This window comes from Neoaquamicrobium sediminum (assembly GCF_013240295.1).
Taxonomy (GTDB): domain Bacteria; phylum Pseudomonadota; class Alphaproteobacteria; order Rhizobiales; family Rhizobiaceae; genus Aerobium; species Aerobium sediminum.
On record NZ_JABETK010000001.1, the window covers coordinates 1,270,410 to 1,293,089 of the forward strand.

At 64.1% G+C, this 22,680-nt stretch carries 19 protein-coding genes, 3 pseudogenes and 1 riboswitch; of the genes and pseudogenes, 13 read left to right on the forward strand and 9 right to left on the reverse strand.

All coding sequences use genetic code 11. The features are described from left to right. Positions 1 to 22: 22 nt before the first annotated feature. From HK436_RS06090 to HK436_RS06100, 3 genes are read right to left on the reverse strand one after another with little or no spacing between them, the layout of a single operon-like run. Complete coding sequence (locus HK436_RS06090) at positions 23 to 1,495, reverse strand: pyridoxal phosphate-dependent decarboxylase family protein (RefSeq protein ID WP_173188099.1); 1,473 nt, start codon at positions 1,493 to 1,495, stop codon at positions 23 to 25. Positions 1,496 to 1,518: 23 nt separating this feature from the next. Next, entirely contained in the window at positions 1,519 to 2,604 is a 1,086-nt protein-coding gene (locus HK436_RS06095) for a PLP-dependent cysteine synthase family protein (protein ID WP_173188101.1), read from the reverse strand. 59 nt (positions 2,605 to 2,663) lie between these two features. Then, positions 2,664 to 3,032 (reverse strand): cupin domain-containing protein, encoded by a 369-nt coding sequence (locus HK436_RS06100; RefSeq protein ID WP_173188103.1) that lies wholly within the window; start codon positions 3,030 to 3,032, stop codon positions 2,664 to 2,666. Positions 3,033 to 3,170: 138 nt separating this feature from the next. On the opposite strand from HK436_RS06100, the gene HK436_RS06105 reads away from it, so the two are divergent. From HK436_RS06105 to HK436_RS06115, 3 genes are all read left to right on the forward strand, one after another. Next, entirely contained in the window at positions 3,171 to 4,721 is a 1,551-nt protein-coding gene (locus tag HK436_RS06105; RefSeq protein ID WP_206680490.1) for a winged helix-turn-helix domain-containing protein, read from the forward strand. Between the two features lie 294 nt (positions 4,722 to 5,015). After that, a complete protein-coding gene (locus HK436_RS06110) occupies positions 5,016 to 5,561 on the forward strand; it encodes a GIN domain-containing protein (protein WP_173188107.1) in 546 nt (181 codons plus the stop codon). 141 nt (positions 5,562 to 5,702) lie between these two features. Beyond that, a complete protein-coding gene (locus tag HK436_RS06115) occupies positions 5,703 to 5,927 on the forward strand; it encodes a hypothetical protein (protein ID WP_173188109.1) in 225 nt (74 codons plus the stop codon). 24 nt (positions 5,928 to 5,951) lie between these two features. On the opposite strand, the pseudogene HK436_RS06120 reads toward HK436_RS06115, so the two are convergent. Further along, positions 5,952 to 6,642: pseudogene (locus tag HK436_RS06120) on the reverse strand (SDR family oxidoreductase). A gap of 264 nt (positions 6,643 to 6,906) precedes the next feature. Here HK436_RS06120 and HK436_RS06125 point away from each other — a divergent pair. After that, entirely contained in the window at positions 6,907 to 7,635 is a 729-nt protein-coding gene (locus tag HK436_RS06125) for a class I SAM-dependent methyltransferase (protein WP_173188111.1), read from the forward strand. Positions 7,636 to 7,650: 15 nt separating this feature from the next. On the opposite strand, the gene HK436_RS06130 is transcribed toward HK436_RS06125, so the two are convergent. The 5 genes from HK436_RS06130 to HK436_RS06150 form a co-directional block, all read right to left on the reverse strand. After that, complete coding sequence (locus HK436_RS06130; RefSeq protein WP_173188113.1) at positions 7,651 to 8,862, reverse strand: amidohydrolase/deacetylase family metallohydrolase; 1,212 nt, start codon at positions 8,860 to 8,862, stop codon at positions 7,651 to 7,653. 57 nt (positions 8,863 to 8,919) lie between these two features. Beyond that, positions 8,920 to 10,005: a Gfo/Idh/MocA family protein gene (locus tag HK436_RS06135; RefSeq protein ID WP_173188115.1), complete on the reverse strand. Its 1,086-nt coding sequence runs from the start codon at positions 10,003 to 10,005 to the stop codon at positions 8,920 to 8,922. Between the two features lie 76 nt (positions 10,006 to 10,081). Beyond that, a complete protein-coding gene (locus tag HK436_RS06140; RefSeq protein ID WP_173188118.1) occupies positions 10,082 to 11,245 on the reverse strand; it encodes an ABC transporter substrate-binding protein in 1,164 nt (387 codons plus the stop codon). A gap of 73 nt (positions 11,246 to 11,318) precedes the next feature. Beyond that, positions 11,319 to 12,161 carry an ABC transporter permease gene (locus HK436_RS06145; RefSeq protein ID WP_173188120.1) on the reverse strand — a complete coding sequence of 281 codons (843 nt, stop codon included), beginning with the start codon at positions 12,159 to 12,161 and terminating at the stop codon, positions 11,319 to 11,321. 7 nt (positions 12,162 to 12,168) lie between these two features. Continuing rightward, positions 12,169 to 13,002 (reverse strand): ABC transporter ATP-binding protein, encoded by an 834-nt coding sequence (locus HK436_RS06150; RefSeq protein ID WP_173188122.1) that lies wholly within the window; start codon positions 13,000 to 13,002, stop codon positions 12,169 to 12,171. A gap of 263 nt (positions 13,003 to 13,265) precedes the next feature. Here HK436_RS06150 and HK436_RS06155 point away from each other — a divergent pair, with 263 nt between their 5' ends. The 9 genes and pseudogenes from HK436_RS06155 to HK436_RS06195 all read left to right on the forward strand — a co-directional run bounded on the left by HK436_RS06155 (position 13,266) and on the right by HK436_RS06195 (position 22,674). Further along, complete coding sequence (locus HK436_RS06155) at positions 13,266 to 14,234, forward strand: MurR/RpiR family transcriptional regulator (RefSeq protein ID WP_173188124.1); 969 nt, start codon at positions 13,266 to 13,268, stop codon at positions 14,232 to 14,234. Positions 14,235 to 14,274: 40 nt separating this feature from the next. Beyond that, on the forward strand, positions 14,275 to 16,050 hold the full coding sequence (locus tag HK436_RS06160; protein ID WP_173188126.1) for an NAD(P)/FAD-dependent oxidoreductase: 1,776 nt from the start codon (positions 14,275 to 14,277) through the stop codon (positions 16,048 to 16,050). A gap of 74 nt (positions 16,051 to 16,124) precedes the next feature. Further along, the gene (locus HK436_RS06165; protein WP_173188128.1) at positions 16,125 to 16,997 is read left to right on the forward strand and encodes a glucosamine kinase nucleotide-binding domain-containing protein; all 873 of its coding nucleotides are present in this window, start codon (positions 16,125 to 16,127) and stop codon (positions 16,995 to 16,997) included. Positions 16,998 to 17,124: 127 nt separating this feature from the next. After that, a riboswitch (TPP riboswitch) is annotated at positions 17,125 to 17,227 on the forward strand. A 125-nt stretch (positions 17,228 to 17,352) separates the two neighbouring features. Continuing rightward, the gene (locus HK436_RS06170) at positions 17,353 to 18,096 is read left to right on the forward strand and encodes an ABC transporter permease (protein WP_173188130.1); all 744 of its coding nucleotides are present in this window, start codon (positions 17,353 to 17,355) and stop codon (positions 18,094 to 18,096) included. Positions 18,097 to 18,125: 29 nt separating this feature from the next. Further along, complete coding sequence (locus tag HK436_RS06175) at positions 18,126 to 19,064, forward strand: ABC transporter substrate-binding protein (protein ID WP_173188132.1); 939 nt, start codon at positions 18,126 to 18,128, stop codon at positions 19,062 to 19,064. Further along, positions 19,061 to 19,792 carry a hydroxyethylthiazole kinase gene (locus HK436_RS06180; protein WP_173188134.1) on the forward strand — a complete coding sequence of 244 codons (732 nt, stop codon included), beginning with the start codon at positions 19,061 to 19,063 and terminating at the stop codon, positions 19,790 to 19,792. The genes HK436_RS06175 and HK436_RS06180 overlap by 4 nt, the downstream gene beginning before the upstream one ends. Then, a pseudogene (gene thiE / locus HK436_RS06185) lies at positions 19,779 to 20,442 on the forward strand (thiamine phosphate synthase). The gene HK436_RS06180 and the pseudogene thiE overlap by 14 nt, the downstream one beginning before the upstream one ends. After that, positions 20,439 to 21,242: a bifunctional hydroxymethylpyrimidine kinase/phosphomethylpyrimidine kinase gene (gene thiD, locus HK436_RS06190; protein WP_173188136.1), complete on the forward strand. Its 804-nt coding sequence runs from the start codon at positions 20,439 to 20,441 to the stop codon at positions 21,240 to 21,242. Before thiE ends, thiD begins: the two are co-directional and overlap by 4 nt. 71 nt (positions 21,243 to 21,313) lie before the next feature. Beyond that, a pseudogene (locus HK436_RS06195) lies at positions 21,314 to 22,674 on the forward strand (TRAP transporter large permease subunit). The last annotated feature ends 6 nt before the right edge of the window (positions 22,675 to 22,680 follow it).

Genomic DNA, 22,680 nt, shown 5'->3' on the forward strand with positions numbered 1-22,680 from the left:
GCCTCCCCAGCTTATTCTGCCGTTATGGCGTCAGCAGTGCACCGAGGCGCAAGGCTTCTTGGACGAGAATGTCGAGATCCTCGCGCCGGGTTCGGTGATTGTTGATCGCCACCCGCAGGCAATGCTCGCCATGGATGGTTGTGTCGGAAAGGGCGGCGATACCCTCTTCCTGCAGCCGCAGCATGATCTCGATGTTGAGCGCCTTGCGCGCGGCATCCTCAATGCCATCGGGGCTATAGCGGAAGCAGACTATGTTGATGCTTGTCGGGGCAACCAGTTCGAGAATGGGCTTCTGCTCGATCAACCCGGTGAGATAGCGGGCCTGTGCAATGTTTTGGTCGATCAGGCGGCCGAACTTCGCGACGCCATGTTCCCGCAGTGCCATCCAGACCTTCAGCGCCCGGAAGCCGCGCGTCGTCTGAAGCCCATATTCATACAGCCATTCGGCTGATGCGAGGCCGCGCGGCGTCGATTCGAGATATTCCTGCGAGACAGCGAAAGCGCCGCGATGCGCGGAAGCGTCACGGAACAGGACGCAGCCAACCTCAAATGGGGCATGCAGCCATTTGTGTGGGTCGAGGGCCACGGAATCGGCGCGCGCAATGCCGGAGACGCGATAGGCGTTCGCGGGGGCGATCGCCAGCAGCGCGCCGATGCAGCCATCGACGTGGAACCAGAGACCCTCGCCCGACGCCAAGTTCGCGAGCGCTTCCAGATCATCGATGGCGCCGCTGTTGACCGTGCCGGCCGTTGCGATCAGGCAAGCCGGTTGAAACCCCGCTGCGCGATCTTCCGAAATAGAGGCTCGAAGCGAAGCGATGTCGATTCGCAACTTCGCGTCCGTGGGAATGCGACGCAGCGCCTTGTTGCCCAGCCCGAGCGCTTCCAACGCCTTGCGGTGGCAACTATGCACCTGGTCGGAGGCGTAGAAGCGCAGCGGCTTCTCGACCGCATCGACGCCATCCTCGCGGATATCCACGCCCGCCTTGACGTTGCGCGCGACGGTGAGGGCGATCAGGTTGGCCATCGAGCCGCCGCTGACCAGCGTTCCGCTGGCCGAGGGGGAAAACCCCATCATCTCCTTGCACCAATTCACGACCTGGCTGTCCATCAATGCTGCGGCATGGTTGCCGCCGCCGAGGTTCGATCCCTGGATGGCCGCCAGGAAGTCCGCCAAGGCGCCGGTGACGTTGCTCGACCCCATGTACCAAGACCAGAAGCGCGGATGGATGTTGCCCATCGGATAGGGCATCAAGTTGTCGCTGATCTGCTGGTAGACCTCATTGAGGGGTGTCGGTGCATGCGGCAAAAGTTCCTCGAAGACAGACTCCACCTCCGCCGGCATTTCTTGCCACACCGGACGCTTCCGAATGTCGCGGAGATAGTCGATCGAATCGTCGACCACGCGATGCGCGAGCGCTCGCACATCGCTCCAGTCGGTCGGGTCGAGCGTTTCCTCCGCGTCCGAGATCGCGGGTCTGCGCAAAGCATCCATCTTGTCTCTCCCTGGCGGCGGTTTCACGCGAGTGCGAGCTGGAACCCGGGCGTCGACAGCGAGTAGGCGCGTTCTTGCTCGTCCATGTCGGCCTCGATGCCGTCGAAGAGCGGTGTCGTCATGTACCGCTCGCCTGTGTCGGGGAGAATGCACAGGATGACAGAGCCGGCCGGGGCGCGTCCCGCAATATGGTTGGCCACTGCAAAGCTGGCGCCACCAGATATTCCCGTAAGGATTCCCTCCGCCTGCGCGAGGGCTTTGGCCCATTTGATTCCTTCGGCACCCGCAACAGGGGTCACTTCGTCGTAGAGACGGGTGTCGATGGCTTCCTGCAGGACCTGCGGGATAAAATCCGGCGTCCAGCCCTGAATCGGATGGGGTTCGAACGCGGAGTGGCTTGATGCTGGGGCGCCATTTGGTGCACGCTCCTGCAGATGACCGCTGCCGATAAGCTGTGCGTTTGCGGGCTCGGCAAGCACGATCCGCGTCTCTGGGCGCTCCCGGCGCAGCACTCGGCCAACACCTGCCACGGTGCCGCCGGTGCCATAGCCGGTCACAAACCAGTCGAGCCTCGATCCGGCGAAGTCGTTGATGATCTCGCGCGCGGTCGTTGCTTCATGAATGGCGGCATTTGCCTTGGTCTCGAACTGCCGCGCTAGGAACCAGCCATTCGCCTCGGCCAGTTCGACGGCCTTTTTGTACATGCCGAAACCCTTCTGGGCGCGCGGCGTGAGAACGACCTTGGCGCCGAGCATGCGCATCAGCTTGCGGCGCTCGATCGAGAAGCTGTCGGCCATGGTCACCACCAGCGGGTAACCCTTGGCCGCGCAGACCATGGCAAGACCGATGCCGGTATTGCCCGACGTTGCCTCGACTACCGTCTGACCGGGACGCAGACTTCCGTCGCATTCGGCCTCTTCTATGATGTTGAGCGCCAGCCGGTCCTTGACCGACCCAGCCGGATTGAAGGCTTCCGCCTTCACGTAGAGTTCGACACCGGAAGGGGCGAGTTTGTTGATCCGGATTGCGGGGGTGTCGCCCACGGTTTCCAGCACGCTGGCGAAAAGCCTGCCGCGCCCCTGTGTTGTGCGCATTGTTGTCGCGTCCATCGATTTTCTCCGTTTTGTGATCATCACCCAAGGCGAACCCGCGCGATCGGCGCGGGCGGTCAGTGCCGGTGTCCTGCTGGCTCGAAGAGGATCAGTTCGACTCGGTCGACACCTTCGACATAGGCGTCATGCCCTGGCGGGATTTCGAAGAAGTCGCCGGTGCCGATGTGGGTCTCGATGCCAGTGTCGATCATGCGGACGACCAGCTTGCCCGAAATGCAGTAGCCCTTGTGTCGCATAGGGCAGGAGTCGGGCGACCCAAGAAGTGGCTTCTCGTCAACCTCCCACGACCAGCCGGGTTCGAAGATCGCGTGCATGCCCGCGCTGCCGTCGGCCATCTTTACGATGGAAATGCCACCGCGCTCCTTCATGTCGAGGCGCTCGTCCGGTGTTTCAAATCGCCGGGTTTCTATCGCGTTGTCTTGCATTGTTACGCTCCTTCTCTGCTTGCTTCTGACTCGCGAGGCAGGTTTCGCTCATTGACACTGCGTCATCCGCTTCGGGTATGCTTGATGGAATTCTGAAGAAATCCTGTAGAAGCAGCCAATTGTGCTGTATGCTTCCCCATGACTTGGTCTTTCGGTGACTATCGACTTGACCCAGAGCGATTCCAGCTTAGCTGCCGCGACGAGCGGGTGAGGCTGGAGCCGCAGGTTCTGTCCCTGCTCATCCATCTTGTCCGCAACCGCGATCATATGGTCACGAAGGGCGAGATCGTTGCCTCGGTCTGGCAGGGCGAGGCTGTCTCGGATGCCAGTATCTCCAGTCGCATACGCTCGGCCCGCCAGGCGGTCGGCGACGATGGTGCTCGGCAGGCCGTGATCCGCACGGTTCATGGAAGAGGTTTCCAATTCATCCCCGAGGTGACGAACGAGTCCCCAGGGCATGCGGCGTCGGAGGGTTTCATTCCTTCGCCGCCAAATCACAACGGAGGGCGTCCCTCGATCGCTGTGCTGCCCTTCGAGCAACTTGGCATGGTGCCGGAACTCGCCATCCTTGGCGACGCTATCCCGCACGAGATCATTGAGGCACTGTCGCGGATGCGTTGGCTTGCGGTGATCGCGCGGGGGTCGACTTTCCGCGTCCGACGGGTCGCCGCAGACATTGATCTGGTGTCAACGGCGCTTTCCGCGCGATACGTTCTGTCCGGGGTAATCGAAAGCCCCGGACGAACCATCGCGGTGACCCTCGAACTGAGCGATTCCAGCTCGCGCGAGATCATCTGGGCCGACAGACTCGTCGCACCCGTCAATGAGGTCGAAGAGTTGAGGTCGCGGATCGTTACGCATCTGGTATCAGCGCTCGAGGCGCACATACCCTTCAACGAGGCGCGCATCGCGCGGCTCAGCGATCCGACCGGGCTCGACGCCTGGGCGAACTATCACATTGGCCTCGGGCACCTCTATCGTTTCACGGCAGCCGACAACGCCCTGGCGAAGCTTTGTTTCGAGCGCGCGATCGCAGCGGACCCTAGACTGGCGCGCGCCCATGCGGGGCTGTCCTTTACCAGCTTTCTCGAGGCGTTCCTGCGCCTGACACCCGATCCGGCTATGGCTGCGCAGAACGCTCGGCGTCATGCAGAGCGTGGTTTGGAACTCGACCCTCTCGACCCGTTTGCGAACTTCACGATGGGGCGCACGTTCTGGCTCTCCGATGAGCCCGATATCGCCGCCGACTGGCTGGCGCGGGCTACATCGCTGAACCCGAATTATGCGCAAGGCTTCTACGCCTCGGCGTTCACGGCAATGCTGACAGGAAACGCGCCTGCCGCGTTCGCCGCGCTGGATACCTCGTTGAATTTAAGCCCCCTCGACCCGCTGCTCTACGGCATTCACGGAGTGCGGGCGCAGATGCTCATCCAGCAAGGGGATCATGAGGCCGCGGCCGGCTGGGGCGACCGAGCGGCAACCACGCCCGGGGCGCATTACCTGATTGCCATGATCGCGCTTGTAGCGAACGGGATGGCCGAGCGTCATGAGCAGGCAGCCCGGTGGCGACGGGCGATCCGGCGGCTTAAGCCAGATGCCAGATCGGCGGACTACTTCGCCGCTTTCCCGACGCGCGAAATGGCATCCCGTGCGCGTATCGAAAAGGAACTGCGCCGTCATGGCTTCTGATCCCACGCCTTGAACGTCCATAGCTGCGCGGTTGGCAGGTTTCTCTTGTGGGCAATGCTTGCCGAATGTCCACTATGGTATCGGACGCAGAACGGCAGCTTACCGCTGATCGATCCCCAGAACCGGACAGGCCGCAATCGGCCCCATTCCTGCCTTTGGTGAGCGACAGCGAGCCCGCACTTCGGGGTATGCCCTCGTGTGACACCTGCCGGGTGACAGATCGTGCCGTAACATCGCGGTTGACGTCGGCTATTTGTGACGCGGTAGCCTCGGCTTTTAAGCCTGAGGTGACACATGGCCAAAATAGGGTACGCCCGCGTCAGCACGACTGACCAAGATCTGGAAACACAGCTTGCCCGACTTCGCGGCGAAGGTTGCGAGGTCGTTCGTGCAGAGAAAGTATCCGGCGCGTCGAGGGAGGGGCGGCGCGAGTTAGAAGCGATCATAGCCTTTCTGCGTCCCAAAGGCAGCGGTAGCGTCTACGTCGACGGCACCTTGGATGACGTCAAAGTAAACATTTCCGGCTCAGGCGACACGGAGCTGAGGGGCCTCACCGCCAAGTCGGTGCAGTTGGAAATCCGTGGCAGCGGGAGTGTCTCGGCAAACGGCACAGCCGATGCCGTTGATGTGAACATCTCCGGTTCGGGCGACGCTGCGTTGAGAAAGCTGACCGCCAAATCCGTGCGGGTAAACATTCAAGGCAGCGGCGACGCCAGCCTGACAGCGCAGGTCGATGCTGACGTGTTCATATCCGGAAGCGGCGATGTCGAACTGTCGGGCGGCCCCGTCATGCGGCGCTCCGAGGTCAGAGGCAGCGGCAGCATCCGGCAGGTGCCCTGAACAATGGCAGACGGCGGGTGACGCTTGCCAGCGCCACCCGTGTCGACCAGCTTCTCTCCGCACTTCGCCAATGCTCTCCGATGCACCGGGTTAACAAGTCGGTTAACGAACGCTTAGGGCGGTCGTGACAATGGTAACGGCGTGGCGGGCAACCTCACGAACGAGGACGAGATGACCGCGAAGCCCAGAAGCAAACCCAAGGATACGTCGAGGGCTCAGAATCAGGGGCCTACCGTCGACCTGTTCGATCCCTTCGAGCGGATGTTCCGGCATCGGAGCTGGATAGACTCCTATGCCGGCTTTGCAGAGGTGTCGGATTTCAGCGCTTTCTCAGACGCAGGCAGAGAGCTGAAAGAACGCAAATAACTCCGCCGAAGCGTCGGATGCCGCTTATTGCGGCGCGCTGATCTTCTGGCCGAGACCGCCATCGACCGCGAGCTTCGCCCCGGTGGTGTAGGTCGCCTCGAACGCAAGAAAGACGACCGCGCGCGCCACCTCTTCCGCAGCACCGTTGCGCTTCATCGGCGTGACGGCGTTGCCGACCTCGTGGAAGGCCCTGCGCTCCTCATCCGACATGCCGGCGACGCCCGCAGTGGGCGTGTCGATGAAACCGGGGCTGACCACGTTGACGCGTATGCCACGCGGGAGGAGCTCTGCCGCCAGGCCCGAGGCAAACGATCGAAGCGCAGCCTTGGTAGCGCTGTAGACGCTCATGCCGGGCTCCCCGCCTTCATCGGCGACGGATGACGTCACGACGATCGCGCCGCCTTCGCGGATCAAAGGCGCTAGTCGCTGGATCGTGAAGAACGCCCCCTTGGTGTTGACCGTGAACTGGCGGTCGTAAGACGCCTCAGTCACCTGCTCGAACGGCTCGAGTTCCGCAAGCCCGGCGTTGACATGCAGGAGGTCGATCGTGCCGAGCTTCTCGCGCACAGTGTCGCCCAGCCGGGCAATATCGCCCATGTCGGCGATGTTCGAACGGGCGGCGTGCGCCTTGCCGCCGAGTTCGGCGAGCGCTGCCTGCAGGGTTCTGCTCATTGCGGCTGGTGATCAGCACGCTGGCGCCTTCCGCAGCCAGCAGCCTGGCGGTGGCGAGCCCCATGCCATGGCTGCCGCCGATAATGACCGCATTCTTCTCAGTATATCGCATTGCCTTGCCTCATATATTGCTGCGCGGTTGATCCGCGACCTATGTGGCAATGTGGACGCCCGGTTGAAATCCGTCATATCGGCGACCTTTCATCCACATACGTGGACGATCGATGAGGATGAGCTGCCGTGTCTCGCTTGCCTGGCAGGACCGCGCGTGCAAAGCAGCCGGTTCGAGCCGATCCGGGAAAGAACCATGGCACAGAACATCTATGACAACGCCGATTTCTTCGGCGGCTATTCGCAACTTCCGCGGCAGACTCACGGGCTCGCGGGCGCGCCCGAATGGCCTGTGGTGAGGGGGATGATTCCAGACCTTTCAGGCAAGCGCGCCATCGATCTCGGCTGCGGGTTTGGCTGGGTTTCACGCTGGATGCGGGAAAACGGGGCCGCCAGCGTGCGCGGCTACGACGTTTCGACCAACATGATCGCCCGCGCCCGAGCCGATACTAACGATGTTGCCATCGACTATGTCATCGCCGACCTCGAGACACTGGAACTGCCGGAAGCGTCATGCGATTTCGCGTTCAGCTCGCTGACGTTCCATTATGTCGAGGATTTTGCGCGCCTGTCGCGGACGGTGCATGGAGCGCTCACTGCCGGGTCGTGGTTCGTATTCACGATCGAGCACCCGATCTTCATGGCCGCCACGCATCCACACTGGATCGAGGACGAGGACGGTCGCAAGACCTGGCCCGTCAATCGCTACGCCATCGAGGGCGAACGGCGGACCGACTGGTTTGCCAAGGGCGTGGTGAAGCATCACCGGACCATGGCAACGACCCTGAACACGCTGATCGAAGCAGGCTTTTCGATCTGCTGGGTCGCCGAGTTCGCGCCTTCGGCGGAACAGGTCAGGGAACAGCCGGCGCTGGCCGAGGAACTCGAACGCCCGATGATCCTGATGATCGCCGCGCAGCGCTGAGCAATTCAGCAAACCTCAGCACGAACAGCGGCCGTGGCCGCCGAGGAGGAACGGCTCCTCGAAGGGGCGGCGCGCGACTTCCATCTCGCGCCCGCCCAGATAGACGGCCATAGGCTGCAGAAGCGTCGAGCCCTGTCGGGTCTTGCCCTCGACATCGGCAAAGACGTAGTCGCTGTCGACCTGGCGAAGGACGGTGATGTCGGCAGGCGCGCCGACCCCAAGATGCCCAAGCTCCGGATGCCGGATGGCAAGGGCGGGCCGGCTGGTCGACATGCCGATGACCTGCGACAGCGTCAGGCCGCAATTGAGCAGCTTGCTCATCGTGTGCAGGAGATCGTAGCCAGGGCCTTCGACCGCGATCACATGCACGTCCGAGGAAATGAGGTCCGGCAGGAAACCGTCCCGTAGCGCGGCCTCGGCCGTATCGTAGCCGAACGCGCCCATGCCATGCGCGATGTCGAAGAGCACGCCACGCTCGCGCGCATCCAGTAGCGCCTGCATCACCTTGCCGTCCGGCCCAAGCGCGGAGTTCGGCTCCGGCCGGTAGCAATGGGTGAGGATGTCGCCGGGCCGCAGCATGGAGACGACATCGGCATAGCTCGGCGGCGCGGTTCCGATATGGGTCATCAACGGCAGGCCGACGGCGTCGGCCGCCTCAAGCGCGAGTTCCAGTGCGCCAAGGCCAAGTTCGCCCGTCACAGGACCGCCGATCCGCACCTTGACGCCGACGATGCGGTCGCGGTTTGCCTCGACCTTGGCGGCGCACCGGTCGACCGGCAGCATCTCGCGCAGCGTCGCCTCGCCGATGAACAGTCCCTTGTCGAAGCCGAAGATGCCGGGAAAGGAGATGTTGAGGAACGCGAATATCCGATAGGGCGAATGCGCCATCACATAGTCGCGGAAGCCGTCATAGTTGCCGGCGCCGGCGCTGCCGGCATCGACCATCGTGGTCACCGCCGAGCGGCGGGCGATGAAGCCGGGATCGACGCTCAGCGACGTCGCCTTGTGATAGACGTGGGTGTGGATGTCGATGAGGCCGGGGGCCACGATCGAACCACTCACGTCCTCGACACGGCGCGCGCCTGCGGCGAGGTTTTCGCCGACTGCGGCGATGCGGCCATCCTTGACCGCGACATCCATGACGCCATCGACGCCGTTGCGCTCGTCGAGCACACGACCGCCGGCAAGAACAAGGTCGAAGGCCTGGGCGGCCGCCGGCTCACTCATCGGGTTTCTCCGGTTGCTTGGGCCGGCATCGCGCCCGCTCTGACCTTTGTCATCAACTCACGCGAGTTCGATGGCCCGCTTTTCGTGGATGGACTGCTCTGCCGCGAGCACGATGCGCAGACTGTTGACGGCGGCGTCCATGGACTCGCTCAGGTCAAGGTCCTCACGGATCGCCTTGAGGAAGAATTCCTGCTCGCGGTCGCACAGGTCCTGGTGACCGGGCTCGTCCTCCATGTTGAACATCTCGTCCTTCTTGACGAAGTTCTTGTCGGGGCCGACCTCGGCATGGTGGTAGCGGATCGCGTCGGTCTTGGTATGGCGGTCGATGTCGGCCGAATCCGAGATGTCCGCAAGCTGGTCCTTGCCCTCGGAATGGCCGGGCACGATCGAGACCGCGCCGCGCGGGCCGACGACGTCCTTCACGAAGAAGGCTTCCTCGCTCATCATCGGTCCCCAGCCGGCTTCGTACCAGCCGACCGAACCGTCATCGAACGTCACGTGAAGATGGCCGTAATTCTGCTTGGCGGCGTCATCCCACAGCTTGGCGCCGATGCCATGCACGCGCACGGGCTTGGCCTCGGTGAGCTGGCACATCACGTCCACGTAATGCACGCCGCAATCGACGATCGGAATGAGGCTGTCGATCAGGTTCTTGTGCCAGCTCCACGCCGGGCCGTTGCTCTGCTGGTTGAGGTTGAGCCGCATGACCAGCGGCTTGCCCAGCGTCTTGCCGAGTTCGATGAACTTCATCCAGCTCGGGTGAACGCGCAGGATGTAGCCCAGCACCAGCTTGCGGTTCTTCTCGCGCGCGAACTTCACCACCGCCTCGGCATCCTCGATGTTGGTCGCCAGCGGCTTTTCCATGAAGACATGCGCACCGGCGTTCATCGCCTTGATCGCGTATTCGGCATGGGTGTTTGGCCAGCTGTTGATCGAAACCGCATCGGGCCTCGTCGCCTTCAGGGCCTCGTCATAATCCTCGAAGAGCGGATAGCCCTTGAGCTCGTCGGGTATCGGCTTCGACTTGATCGAACGGCTCATGATGCCCACGATCTCGAAGCCCGGATTACGATGGTAGGCGCTGGCGTGCGACGCACCCATATTGCCAAGCCCAACCACTAGTACCTTAACCGCGTCGGCCATGCCGCCCTCCCAAATCTACGTGTCGTGTGGCGCGGGCGGCAAATGCCGCCCGCCGAACTTCTCTTCGATGCCGTGCTCAGCCCGGCACTGCCTGGGCGTAGAGCCCGGCCTTGACCTTCTCGACGTCGATCGCGGCGAAAGCCTCGGTCAACTCGTAGGCATCGGCATCGGCCTTGACCTTGTCGTGGTCGAAATCGTTGGCCGCTTCGATGCAGGCGTTGGAGCAGACGTCCTCAGCCTTCACCGGCGAGCTGATCTGGCCGAGCTTGTGGATCTCGTCGAAGAAGGTCTGCCAGGCGGCCATGTCGTGATCGCCCCAGCCGGCGCGCTTGTCCATGTCGCCACGGAAGACGTTGATCTGCTGGAGGATCGAGGTCACGCCGAGTTCAGGCCCGATATTGCTCGCCAGTGTCGGGAACTGTTCGAACACGGCCTCGACCGCAGCGCGGGGGTTCTGGTAGCCGAACTCGAGACCCATTGCCCAGGCACGCAGATACTTGTCGAGGAAGGCTTTCCTGTCTGGATCCTCCAGATCGGCGGCACGCACCACGAAGGTGTTTGCAAAGAGCGGCGAATGCTGGACGCCGAGCCAGTATTCGAAATCGAGCCCGGTTCCGATCCACTCCGCACGCAGGCCTTCCCAGCCCAGCGCGGCGTCGCCCTGCCCCGCCTTGAGCGCCGTGGCCCAGGTCGGCCAACCCGCCTCGACATACTTCACCTTGCTGACGTCGACGCCTTGCACAGCGAGCATCGGATCGACGATCGACTGCCATGCGGCGGACCCGAGAAGGATCGTCTTGCCTTCGAGCGTCTTGAGATCGTTGGTGCCCTCGCCCTTGCGGAACGCCAGGCTGAACGTGTCCTTGGCGCCCATATGGAAGGCGGATTTGAGCTTCATGCCGTTTTCGAGCGCAAAGGAAAAGACGCCCGGAGACGGGAAGCCCATGTCGGCCTGACCGACGTCGACGAACTTCACCGTGGCAGTACCGTCCGACGGCCCGGGCTGCATGTCGGTCTCCACGCCGAGATCGTCGAAGTAGCCCATCTTCTTGCCGATCCAGTACGGATAGTCGTCGAGCACCTCAAGGGTGCCGCGCGGCGAGATCCAGGTGAACTTCGAATAGGGTTCCGCGACAGCACGCCCAAGCGTGCCCAGCGAGCTGGCGGTGACGACGCCGGCGGCTGAGACCTGCAGGAAGGTGCGGCGACTGAGATTGCCTGACATCGAGAGCTTGTTCATTGCTTTTCCCCTGTTGATGGAACGTTGCGTTGTTCCCGTTCCCGGCGCCAATCCTCCCGGCGCCGGATTTCGATCAGGCTTCCCAGCTCGCGAACTTCTTTCCCATCAGGAAGAAGAAGACGTAGATGAGGATGCCCAGAATGGAGAGGATCAGGACCACCGCGAAGAATTGCGGCATCTGGATCATCGACGAATAGGATGTGAGGCGGTTGCCGAGGCCGAAGCCGCCGCCGACCATTTCGGCGCCCACGGCCGTGAGCAGGCCGAAGATCGATCCGACCATCAGGCCGACGAAGATCATCGGCAGCGCCATCGGGGCGCGCACCTTCCAGAATATCTGCGTGGACGCCCCGTAGGAGCGCGCCAGCGCGATCTTGGCCTGGTCGACACGGCGGAAACCGGTCGCGGCGTTGATCATAACCATGGGGCCGGAGGCGAGCGCGACCGCGATGATGCGGGGCTCGTAGCCGAAGCCGAAGCGCAGGATCAGCAGCGGCACCAGCGCCAGCATCGGGGTTGTGACCAGCAGCAGGATGTAGGGCGTGACGATCTTTTCGGCGAAAGGAAACTGCGTGATGACGGCCGCCAGGATCAGGCCGACAGAAGCACCGATGGCGAAACCGCCAAATAGCTCGACGAGCGTGTGGCCAAGATGCGGCGCGATCAGCGGAAACTCGGTGACCAGAGCGACCGCGATCTCGCTCGGCTTGGGCAGCACATACTGGGGCACGGCGAAGATGTTCAGCAGCGCCTCTGTGCCGCCGATGACGATGACCGCCACCAGTACGATCGCCACGACCTCGCGCACCGACTTGATACCGGGGCCGGAGGTGAGCGCGGACATGTTGGTGATGCCAACATCGCTGGCGCCGGCGCCCTTGGACTCGAATTCGGGAATGGCGTCGGTCTCGCTCACTGCTTCCTCACTCGGCTGCCCGGGCCGGCTGCGGCGACGCGGCCGTTCCGCCCTGCGGATAACGGCTCTGCCGCGCCCCGACGATTTCCATCTTGATCGTGTTCATCAGGTTGAAGACCTCGCTGCTCGTCATGATGTCGAGCGAGCGCGGCCTGGGAAACGGTATCTCGTGGATGCTCGCCACACGCCCTGGACGCGGGCTCATCACGACGACGCGGTCCGAAAGGAAGATCGCCTCCTCGATCGAGTGCGTGATGAGGACGATGGTGGTGTGCGTATCCATCCATATCTCCTCGACGAGCCGGTTCATCTCCTCGCGGGTGAACGCGTCGAGCGCGCCGAAAGGCTCGTCCATGAGAAGCAGCGACGGCTTGTAGGAGAGCGCACGCACGAGCGCGGCGCGCTGCTGCATGCCGCCCGAAAGCTCGCGGGGATAGCGCCCGCCGAAACCGTCGAGCCCTACCCGGTGCAGCAGCTCATTGATCCACGCGCGGTCAGGCTTGGTACCCTTGATCTCGAAGGGGAAATTGATGTTGGCGTCGAGGTCGCGCCAGGGCAGCAGATTGGCTTCCTGAAAGACCAGGCCGATCTCAGGATTGGGTCCGGTCACGGGCACGCCGTCCAGCAGAACCTCGCCCGAGCTAAGCCCATGCAAGCCCGACATCGACCATAGAAGCGTGGTCTTCCCGCAACCGGACGGACCGACGATGGAGACGATTTCGCCGTCCATGACGTCGAGCGAGCAACGGTCGATGGCGGTCAGATCGCCCGATCTCGTATTGTAGACCTTGGTCGCACCGGACACCCGGAGCTTGGGTTGCGTGGATTGCTTAGCCGTCATTCCGCCTCGCGCAGTCCCTTGCCGACAGGAGGCGGGCATTTTCATCTTACCCGCCCCTTTCTCGCAGTCTGTAACTATCCGACTTTCCGAGTCAAGCGGCAAACATTATGCAGCGCATCACGTTTGAAACCCTGCGTAAGCCGTAGGTTTTGCTCTTGTTCAGTTTGTAACTTTCCTACATAATTCGATCAAATTTCTGAGACGGCAACGCTTCTAGACATGTACAAAGGCCGCACTGAAGAACGGCTCGGCGAAGGACGCTCATGACGGACGCAGAGATGGGACAGCCGCTCGATGAAGAGCGAGCCGCAAACGGAATACGGGATGAAACCGGTTCCGAACCCTATCTGCGGCCGGTGCCCGACATCCTGTCGCAGATAAAGGATTTCTACGGGGAGCTACGTCCCGCGGAACGGCGCGTGGCCGACGTGGTTCTCGCTGACGTCACCTTCTCGGTCGACGCATCGAACGCGGAGATCGCCAGGCGCGCGGACGTCAGCGAGCCGACCGTCACCCGCTTCTGCCGGGCCATCGGCTGCGAGGGTGTGCGCGATTTCAAGCTCAAGCTGGCGCAGAGCGTGGTGGTCGGACGGCTCTACCTCTCGCCGCTGCCGCGCCCCGAATCCGGCGAGGATGGCTCGCCGCTCTGGAACGTCGTGTTCGGCGAGGCGCGCAACGCGCTAGCAGTGGTGGAACGCAGCCTCGACCCGGCCGACGTCATGCGGGCGGCGGAACTCGTTGCAAACGCCCATCAGGTGCTTGTGTTCGGGCTAGGCGGCAGCTCGACGGCGCTCGCGCAGGAAACGCAGAACCGGCTGTTTCGCTACGGCGTGGTCGTTTCCGCCCACTCCGACCCCTACGTCATGAAGATGACGGCTTCGACGCTTAAGCCCAACGATCTCGTCATCGCCATCTCCAGCACGGGACGGACGCGCGAGGTGATCGAGGCGGTCGCGCTGGCCAAGCACTACCGTGCGAAGACCCTCGCGCTGACGGCACCGGCGACCGATCTGGCAGGCGAGGTCGACCTGGCGCTGACCGCCGCCATTCCCGAATTTCCGGATCCGCTGAAGCCCACTGCCTCGCGCTACGCATTTCTGGCGATCATCGATCTCCTGTCCACCGCAGTCGGCTACAGGCTGGATGCGGATGCGCGCGAGACGCTGCGGCGCATCAAATACACCGTCGTCAACCATCGCAAAGGCAGCGCCTCCGAACCGCTCGGAGACTGAGCCTGCGCGCCGGCACGGCCGGCATTTCAGGAGGAACTTCATGCACGACACGGCACCCGCGGCAAAGGCATCGGCCTGGCTGGCGCAATTGGCGGACACGCTCCAGCGTCGCGACGTGGCGGGCGCGCTGGAGCTGTTTGCCGAGGACTGCTACTGGCGCGATCTGGTCGCCTTCACCTGGAACGTGAAAACCATGGAAGGCAAGCCTGCGATCGCCGCGATGCTAGACGCGACGCTTGCCGCCACCGGCCCGCGCGACTGGGCCGTGACACAGGCCGCCGGTTCGGAACCGATAGAGGCATGGTTCAACTTTGCCACGGCCGCGGGGCGCGGGAGCGGCATCTTCACGCTCGAAAACGGCAAGTGCCGGACGATTCTGACGACGCTGCAATCGCTCGAGGGGCATGAGGAACCCCTCGGGCCACGCCGCGCCAACGGCGTTCGCCACGGCGCGGACCGCAACCGGGCGACCTGGGCCGAGCAGCGGGCCGCCGAAGAAGCAGCATACGGGAACGGCACCGACCCCTACTGCCTGATCATCGGCGGCGGCCAGGGCGGCATCATGCTCGGCGCGCGCCTGAAGCAGCTCGGCGTGCCCACGGTGATCGTCGAAAAGAACGCCAGGGCCGGCGATTCCTGGCGCAACCGCTACCGCTCGCTCGTGCTGCACGACCCCGTCTGGTACGACCACCTGCCCTATATCCCCTTTCCCGAGAACTGGCCTGTGTTCACGCCCAAGGACAAGATGGGCGACTGGCTGGAAATGTATGCGAAGGTGATGGAGCTCACCTATTGGGGCGGCACGGAATGCGTCTCGGCGCAGTTCAACGAAGCCGAAAAGCGCTGGACGGTCGAGCTGCGGCGCGACGGCAAAACGATCACGCTGAGGCCCGCCCAGCTCGTCTTCGCCACCGGCGCCTATGGGCCGCCGAAGATGCTGGACCTCAAGGGCGCCGACAGCTTCGGCGGCGAAATGATCCATTCGAGCCAATATTCGGATGGCTCGGCCTATCGAGGCCGCAAGGTGGTGGTGATCGGTGCGGCGAGTTCGGCCCACGACGTTGCGGTCGACCTTTGGGAAGCCGGCGCCGACGTCACCATGGTGCAGCGCTCGCCGACAACCGTGGTGCGCTCGCAGACCCTGATGGACATGGCCTTCGACATCTATTCCGAGGAAGCGGTCGCACGCGGGATCGATGTCGACAAGGCCGACATGATCGCGGCGGCGACGCCGTTCGCCCTGCAGCCGCCGAAGCAGAAGGCGCTCTACGACCGCATCCGTGCACGCGACGCCGAGTTCTATCGCAAGCTGGAAGCGACCGGCTTCCTCCTCGATTTCGGGCCGGACGAGACCGGGCTGATGATGAAGGCCTACCGTACCGGCTCCGGCTATTATGTAGACGTGGGCGCATCGCAACTGATCATCGACGGCGAGATCGACATCAAAGCGGGCGTGGAGATCGACAGGCTGACGCCGACCGGTATCCGCTTTGCCGACGGGAGCGAGATCGAGGCCGAAATCGTCATCCAGTCGACGGGCTTCCAGTCGATGCACGAGGTGGTGGCAAAGATCGTGTCGCGCGAGATCGCCGACGAGATCGGTACCTGCTGGGGGCTCGGCTCCGGCACCCGCAACGATCCCGGCCCCTGGCATGGCGAACTGCGCAACATGTACAAGCCGGTCGCGCAGGAAAACCTGTGGTTCCAGGGCGGCAATCTCGCGCTATCCCGGTTTTTCTCGAAATTTGTCGCGCTGCAGATCAAGGCACGGATGGAAAGTATCCCCACCCCGGTATATTCGACGCCCCTGCAATAGCGGCAAAGGTGGACGCGGCGCGGCGGTCTCGACTGGACCACCGCCGTTCCGCCCCGAGAAGAACGGAGCATCGAATGTCCTATATCCTGGCGGTGGATGGGGGCGGGACACAGTGCAGGGCGGCAATCGCCGCCCTCGACGGCACCATCCTGGGCCGGGCGACGGCCGGATCCGCTAACATGGCGACCGACCCGCAAGGGGCGATGGCAAGCGTGGTGGACGCCGCACGCGCCGCACTGGCCGCGGGCGGTATCGCCGATACGCCGCTGTCGTCGATCCACGCCTATCTCGGGCTGGCGGGCGCAAATGTCGAGCCCGATCACAGCAGCCTGATTGCCGGCCTGCCGTTTCGCGACACGCGCATCGTCGAAGATTCGGTGATTGCCGTGCGCGGCGCGCTGGGGCCCAACGACGGCGTGATGGCGGTGCTGGGCACCGGCTCGGTCTATGGCGGACGGCGCGACGGAAAGATGCTGCGCGCCGGCGGGTGGGGTTTCGTGGTTGGGGACCAGGGCAGCGGCGCACGCCTGGGGCGGGCGCTCATGGAACAGACGCTGCTCGCTTACGACGGCGTGGTGCCCGAATCGGAGCTCACACGCTCGGTGATGCGCGACTATGGCGACGACCCCAACAGGATCGTGGCTTTCGGCACCACCGCGCGACCGGCCGATTTCGCCCGCTATGCACCGCTCGTTTTCGAGGGCGCTGACCGGGGCGATGCCATCGCCATGGCTGTTGTGGCCGGTGCGGTAGCCGACGTGAATGCTGCACTCGGCGCCATTGTCTGGGACGGATGCCAGCACCTGTGCCTGACGGGCGGGCTGGCACCGAACTACGAGCACCGGCTGGCAGAGACGTTCCTCCGGATTCTCAAACCCGTGCGCGGCAATGCGCTGGCGGGCGCGGTCGAACTGGCTGTGGAGACCTTCGCCTCACCGCAGGCCTGAATGCGCGTTGGCGCACGACGCGCCTTGCCCCTGCATAGCAAGCTTTTGCCGCCGCTCTTTCCGTTCTGGCCCCTTCGGACGCCGCATCTGGCCGAGTTGACGAGCGCCGCGGCGTTGCATAGGTTGCGGCCATTCCGAGGGGTGCACCGCACGGTGCTGAGACGGCGTTGAGCCGGACCCTTGAACCTGATCCGGGTCATGCCGGCGTAGGAACGGAAAAAGGGTCCCGCCAATCGGGGCAATCCTGATCTCTTCTTCGCTTCACCTGGATCTCCATGATGACCATCGGGAGATCGCCATGCAGCCATTCTTGTTCGAACGTCCGCCTGATCCTTCGGCCTGAGCGCGAACGCGCATGTCCGCACTGTCGACGGTTCTGCGCACTGTCGTCGTCCTGCTGGTCGCCTGGCAGGCGCTTGTGCTTGTGCTCGAACCGCCCCGCTACATCCTGCCGGGTCCGCTCGACGTCGCCGACGCGCTATGGCGCCAGAGAAGCTATCTCCTTGCCAACACGGCCGTGACGCTGGCCGAGATCGCCATTGGCTTCGCGGCCGGGACTGCACTGGGCATCGTCACGGCGTTAGGCATCGTCGCGCTGCCCCGGTTCGGCGCGGTCGCCTGGCCGCTGGTGCTGGTGGCGCAGGCCTTCCCCGTGTTCGTGATCGCGCCGCTGCTGGTGCTGTGGTTCGGCTTCGGCATGGCCTCCAAGGTTGCGATGACCACGCTGATCATCTTCTTTCCTGTTGCCTCTGCCTTTGCCGACGGCTTGCGGCGTACCGACCCCGACGTGCTCGACGCCGCCGCTTTGACGCAGGCTGGCAACCTCGAAACGCTGTTCCAAATCCGGGTGCCGCTCGCCCTGCCCGCGCTGATTTCCGGCCTGCGGGTCGCGGCCCCGCTCGCGCCGCTGGGCGCGATCATCGGCGAATGGGTCGGCGCCTCCGCCGGCCTCGGCTTCGTGATGATCCAGGCCAATGCGCGGCTTCAGACAGACACCGTCTTTGCCGCGATGACCATCGTCGCAGCCCTCACCCTTGCCCTGCGCGGACTGGTCGACGCGCTGGCGCCGCTTCTCGTGCCGTGGGCAAGGGAAGCATGACGACCGAACCTTCAGGAGCCAACACCACCATGACAAGACCCATCCTTCTGGCCATAGCCCTCAGCCTCGCCGCGATAGGACAATCTCACGCGCAGGAGCGCCTCACCGTTCTGCTGGAGTGGTTCGTCAACCCCGACCACGCTCCGCTTGTCGTTGCACAGGAGCTTGGTCTGTTCGAGGAAGCGGGGCTCGACGTCGAGCTGTTGCCGCCCTCCGATCCCTCCATCGTGCCGCGTGCAATCGCGTCCGGACAGGCCGACATCGGTATCCACTACCAGCCGAACCTCTATCTGGATCATGCCGCAGGTGTACCGCTCATCCGCGTCGGGACGCTGGTCGAGACGCCATTGAACACCGTGACCGTGCTGGCTGACGGCCCGATTGACAGCATCGCCGATCTCGCCGGCAAACGCATCGGCTACTCCGTCTCGGGTTTTCAGGATGCGATTCTGGGGCGAATGCTGGGGAGCGTCGGCGTGGCGCTCGAAGACGTCGAGCTCATCAACGTCAACTTCTCGCTGTCGCCATCGCTGATCGGCGGGCAGGTGGACGCGACCATCGGGGGATTTCGCAATTTCGAGCTGACCCAGATGCGGATCGAAGGTCACGAAGGCCGCGCCTTCTTTCCCGAGGAGCACGGCGTCCCGGTCTATGACGAGCTAATCTTCGTTACCCGGCCTGACCTTGCCGACGACGACCGGCTGCCGCGTTTCCTGCAGGCGGTGGAGCGCGGCGCGATCCACCTGACCAACCATCCGGAGGAGAGCTGGAAGCTCTTCATCCGCGCCTACCCCGACCTCGACGATGCGCTCAACCGGCAGGCGTGGATCGACACGCTGCCGCGTTTCGCCAAGCGGCCGATGGCGCTCGACCGCACCCGCTATCGGCGGTTCGGCGCGTTCATGGTGGAAAGCGGATTAATCGAGGCAGCACCGGAAGTCGATACGATCGCGGTGGAACTGCAATGAGCGATTTTCCCGAACAAGCAGCCGAGATGCTGCAACGCCTGCGCGGCGCCACCCCACGCGTTCACTGCCTGATGAACACGGTCGTCCAGAAATTGGTGGCGGACGGGCTGTCGGCGCTCGGCGCGATACCGTCTATGACGTACGCCATCGACGAGGTTTCCAGCTTCGTCGCCAAGGCTGATGCGCTTGTGGTAAATCTCGGCACGCTGGACGACCAGCGCAGGCAGGCAATCCGGCTGGCGCTCGATACGGCTCACGACGAGGCAAAGCCGTGGGTGCTCGACCCTGCGCACTGCGATTATTCGCCCCCGCGCGCGACTTTCGCGCAGGAACTGCTGGCACGCGGTCCCGCGGTCATGCGGGCGAATGCGAGCGAGTTCGTCCTGCTGTCGGTGCCAGACACCGTTGTGAGCGTCCGTACCGGCGCGAGCGATCTGGTGAGGCAAGGCAAGCAGACACTTGCGATCGAAAACGGCCATGCGCTGACGGCGAAGGTGACGGGCACGGGGTGCCTTTCGGGCGCGATCATCGCCGCATTCCTCGCACTTGAAAGAGACGCCTTCCACGCGGCCGCGGCGGCGATGCTGGTCGTCGGCGTCGCCGCGGAGATCGCTGGCGAGACGGCGCATGGGCCGGGCAGTTTCGAGCCGGCGTTTCTCGATGCGCTCGACAGGATCGGTCCGGCAGAAATCACGACACGCGCGAGGGTGGCTCATGCCCAGGGTTGACTACAGGCTGAATGCGATCGTCGACGGATCACTCTGCGAAGTCGGGCCGCTGCCGGAGCTTGCGGCAATCGCGGCATCAAACGGCGCGACGATCATCCAGTATCGCGACAAGCATGCCTCGACCCGGGCGATGATCGAGAACGCCATCGCTATCCGGGAGGCCATAGCGGGAAGCGGCGTTCCGCTGGTTGTCAACGACAGGCTTGACGTTGCGATGGCTGCCGGAGCGCACGGCGTTCATCTCGGCCGGGACGACATGCCGGCGGCGACCGCGCGGCAGCTTCTCGGCACGAATGCGATCATCGGGCTGACCGTGAAGAATGCAGCCGATGCCAATGCCGCCATCGACGCGCCCATCGACTATGCCTGCATCGGCGGCGTGTTCGAGACCCTGTCGAAGGACAATCCGGACCCGCCTGTCGGTCTCGATGGCTTTACGGCCCTGCGGCGGCGGATTGCGTCGGCACGCGCCGACCTGCCCGTCGGTGCGATCGCGGGGATCGACGTGGAACGCACCCGCGCAGTCGTCGCCGCCGGGCGCATCCGGGGTCGCGGTCATCTCCGCAATCTTTCGCGCCGACGACATCGCGCAGGCGGCGCGAGCGCTGCGCGCGGCAGTGGACGATACCTTGGGAGGGCATAGCTCATGAATGCGATTGCGCTGACCATCGCCGGATCGGACAGCGGCGGCGGAGCGGGAATCCAGGCCGATCTCAAGACGTTTTCCGCGCTCGGCGTGTTCGGCACCAGCGTCATCACCGCCATCACCGCGCAAAATACTCTCGGGGTGCGCGCGGTGGAGGACATCTCGCCGGAGATGGTCGGGCACCAGATCGACGCGATCTTTGACGACATCGCGGCCGGCGCCACCAAGATCGGCATGGTCTCGCGCGTGACAACCATCGCAGTGATCGCCGAACGGCTGAGCCGGCGCGCGGTGCGGCCGGTGCTCGACCCGGTGATGGTTGCGACCTCCGGCGACCGGCTGCTGGCGGCCGACGCGGTGGGAGCGCTGCGGGAACAGTTGCTTCCTATCGCGGCCCTCGTGACGCCCAACCTGCCCGAGGCCGCGTTGCTGGCAGACACCGGCATCGCCGAAAACGAGCACGATATGATCGCGCAGGCCGAGGCGATCCTGAAAAGCGGAGCCGAGGCGGTGCTGGTCAAAGGCGGGCACGGCAACGGCGCGGAGAGCGTCGATATTCTCGTCACCAACAAGGGAACGACGCGTTATGCGGCGCCGCGGGTGCAGACGCCCAACACGCACGGCACGGGCTGCACCCTGTCGGCGGCGATCGCGGCGGGGCTCGCTAGCGGACTGACGCTCCAGGACGCGGTGGCGCGGGCAAAGGCCTATCTGCAAAAGGCCCTGCAGGCCTCCGACCGGTTGCTTGTCGGGGGTGGACACGGACCGGTGCATCACTTCCACCATTGGTGGGAGACCCGATGAAGCCGGCGGCGGCCATCGCACGGTTTCTGGAGCGTGGGCTGGCAGCGGTCTGCGGATTCGTCCTGCTTGCGATGCTTGCGCTCGTGTTGGTCACGGTATTCCAGCGTTATCTGCTGTCGAGCGGCTTCCTGGGAGCGGAAGAGGCAAGCGGCTGGCTGCTGCTGTTGCTTGTATGCCTCGGATATCCTCTCCTGGCCGGCGAAACCTCCGCGCTACGCGTCGATTTCCTCGCGTCATGGACTGCGTTCGGACACGTTCGGCGAGTGCTTTCCGAGGTGATTGTGCTTGCCGCTTCGCTCGCGCTTGTTTCCGGCGGGTGGCGCGCCGGACTCCAACTTGGCGGAACATCCCCGCTGCTTGGGGTGGACGAGTGGATTCGCCCTGCCGGTCTTGCCGTCTCGGGTGCGCTCGCAATCATCCTGCGGACCCTACAATTGCTTGATCGCGGTGAATTTCGCCGGCTCATTATCGCCGCTACTCTCGCAGTGCTTTGCTGGGCAGCTGTAACCACAGGGCCGGCGCTAACGGTCATGCCACCGAGCCTAGCCGGGCTTTGCGTGATCCTTCTGGGCATTGCGGTTGCCGCGCCGCTGCCGCACGTCTTCATTCTCGCCGGGTTCGTGGCGATTGCCTTCGGGAGCCCGCTGACAGAGCCTGCGCTTGCGGCGCAGATCCTGTCGGGCGCGGGCCGTTCGCTGCTGCTGGCGATACCGTTCTTCCTGCTGGCCGGCGCGCTGCTTGTCGGCTCGCGCATGGCCGACGGGCTCGTGCGGTTCGCTGCCGCGCTTGTGGGCGGACGGCGCGCCGGGCTTGGCCAGACCGTGCTTCTGACGAGCCTCACCTTCTCGGGCGCCTCCGGCTCATCCATCGCCAATGCGGCATTCAGCGCCAAGACCTTCTTCCGGCCGATGGTCGACAGGGGCTACCGGCCGGACCGCGCATGCGCGATCATCGCCGCCACGGCAGTGCTCGACAACATCGTGCCGCCGTCGATCGCCTTCTTCATCCTGGCGGCTGCGACGAACCTTCCCGTCGGACCACTGCTTTCAGGTGGGCTCGTCGCCGGCGCGATGCTGGCCCTGGCGCTCGCCGCGGCCATTCACCTTTCTCGACCCCTCAGGCACCGTCACCAAACGACGAGCGCGGCTCCATATGGCTGCTGGCGGCACGCGCCGCACCCTTTTTCGGGCTGGGGCTCATCGTCGTCATCGGCATACGTTTCGGCATCGTGAGTCCGACGGAAGCGGCGGCCCTTGCTGCCGCCTACACGCTTGCAGCCGCGCTTGCCTCGAAGACTGGCTGGAGCGCAATGGCGTCCGCTTTCCGACAGGCAGGGGTCGAAACGGCAGGCATCATCCTGCTCATCGGCGCGGCAACACCGCTTGCGTTTCTCCTGGCAACGGATGGGGTGGCGCGGGCGCGGCCCGTCTGATTCTTG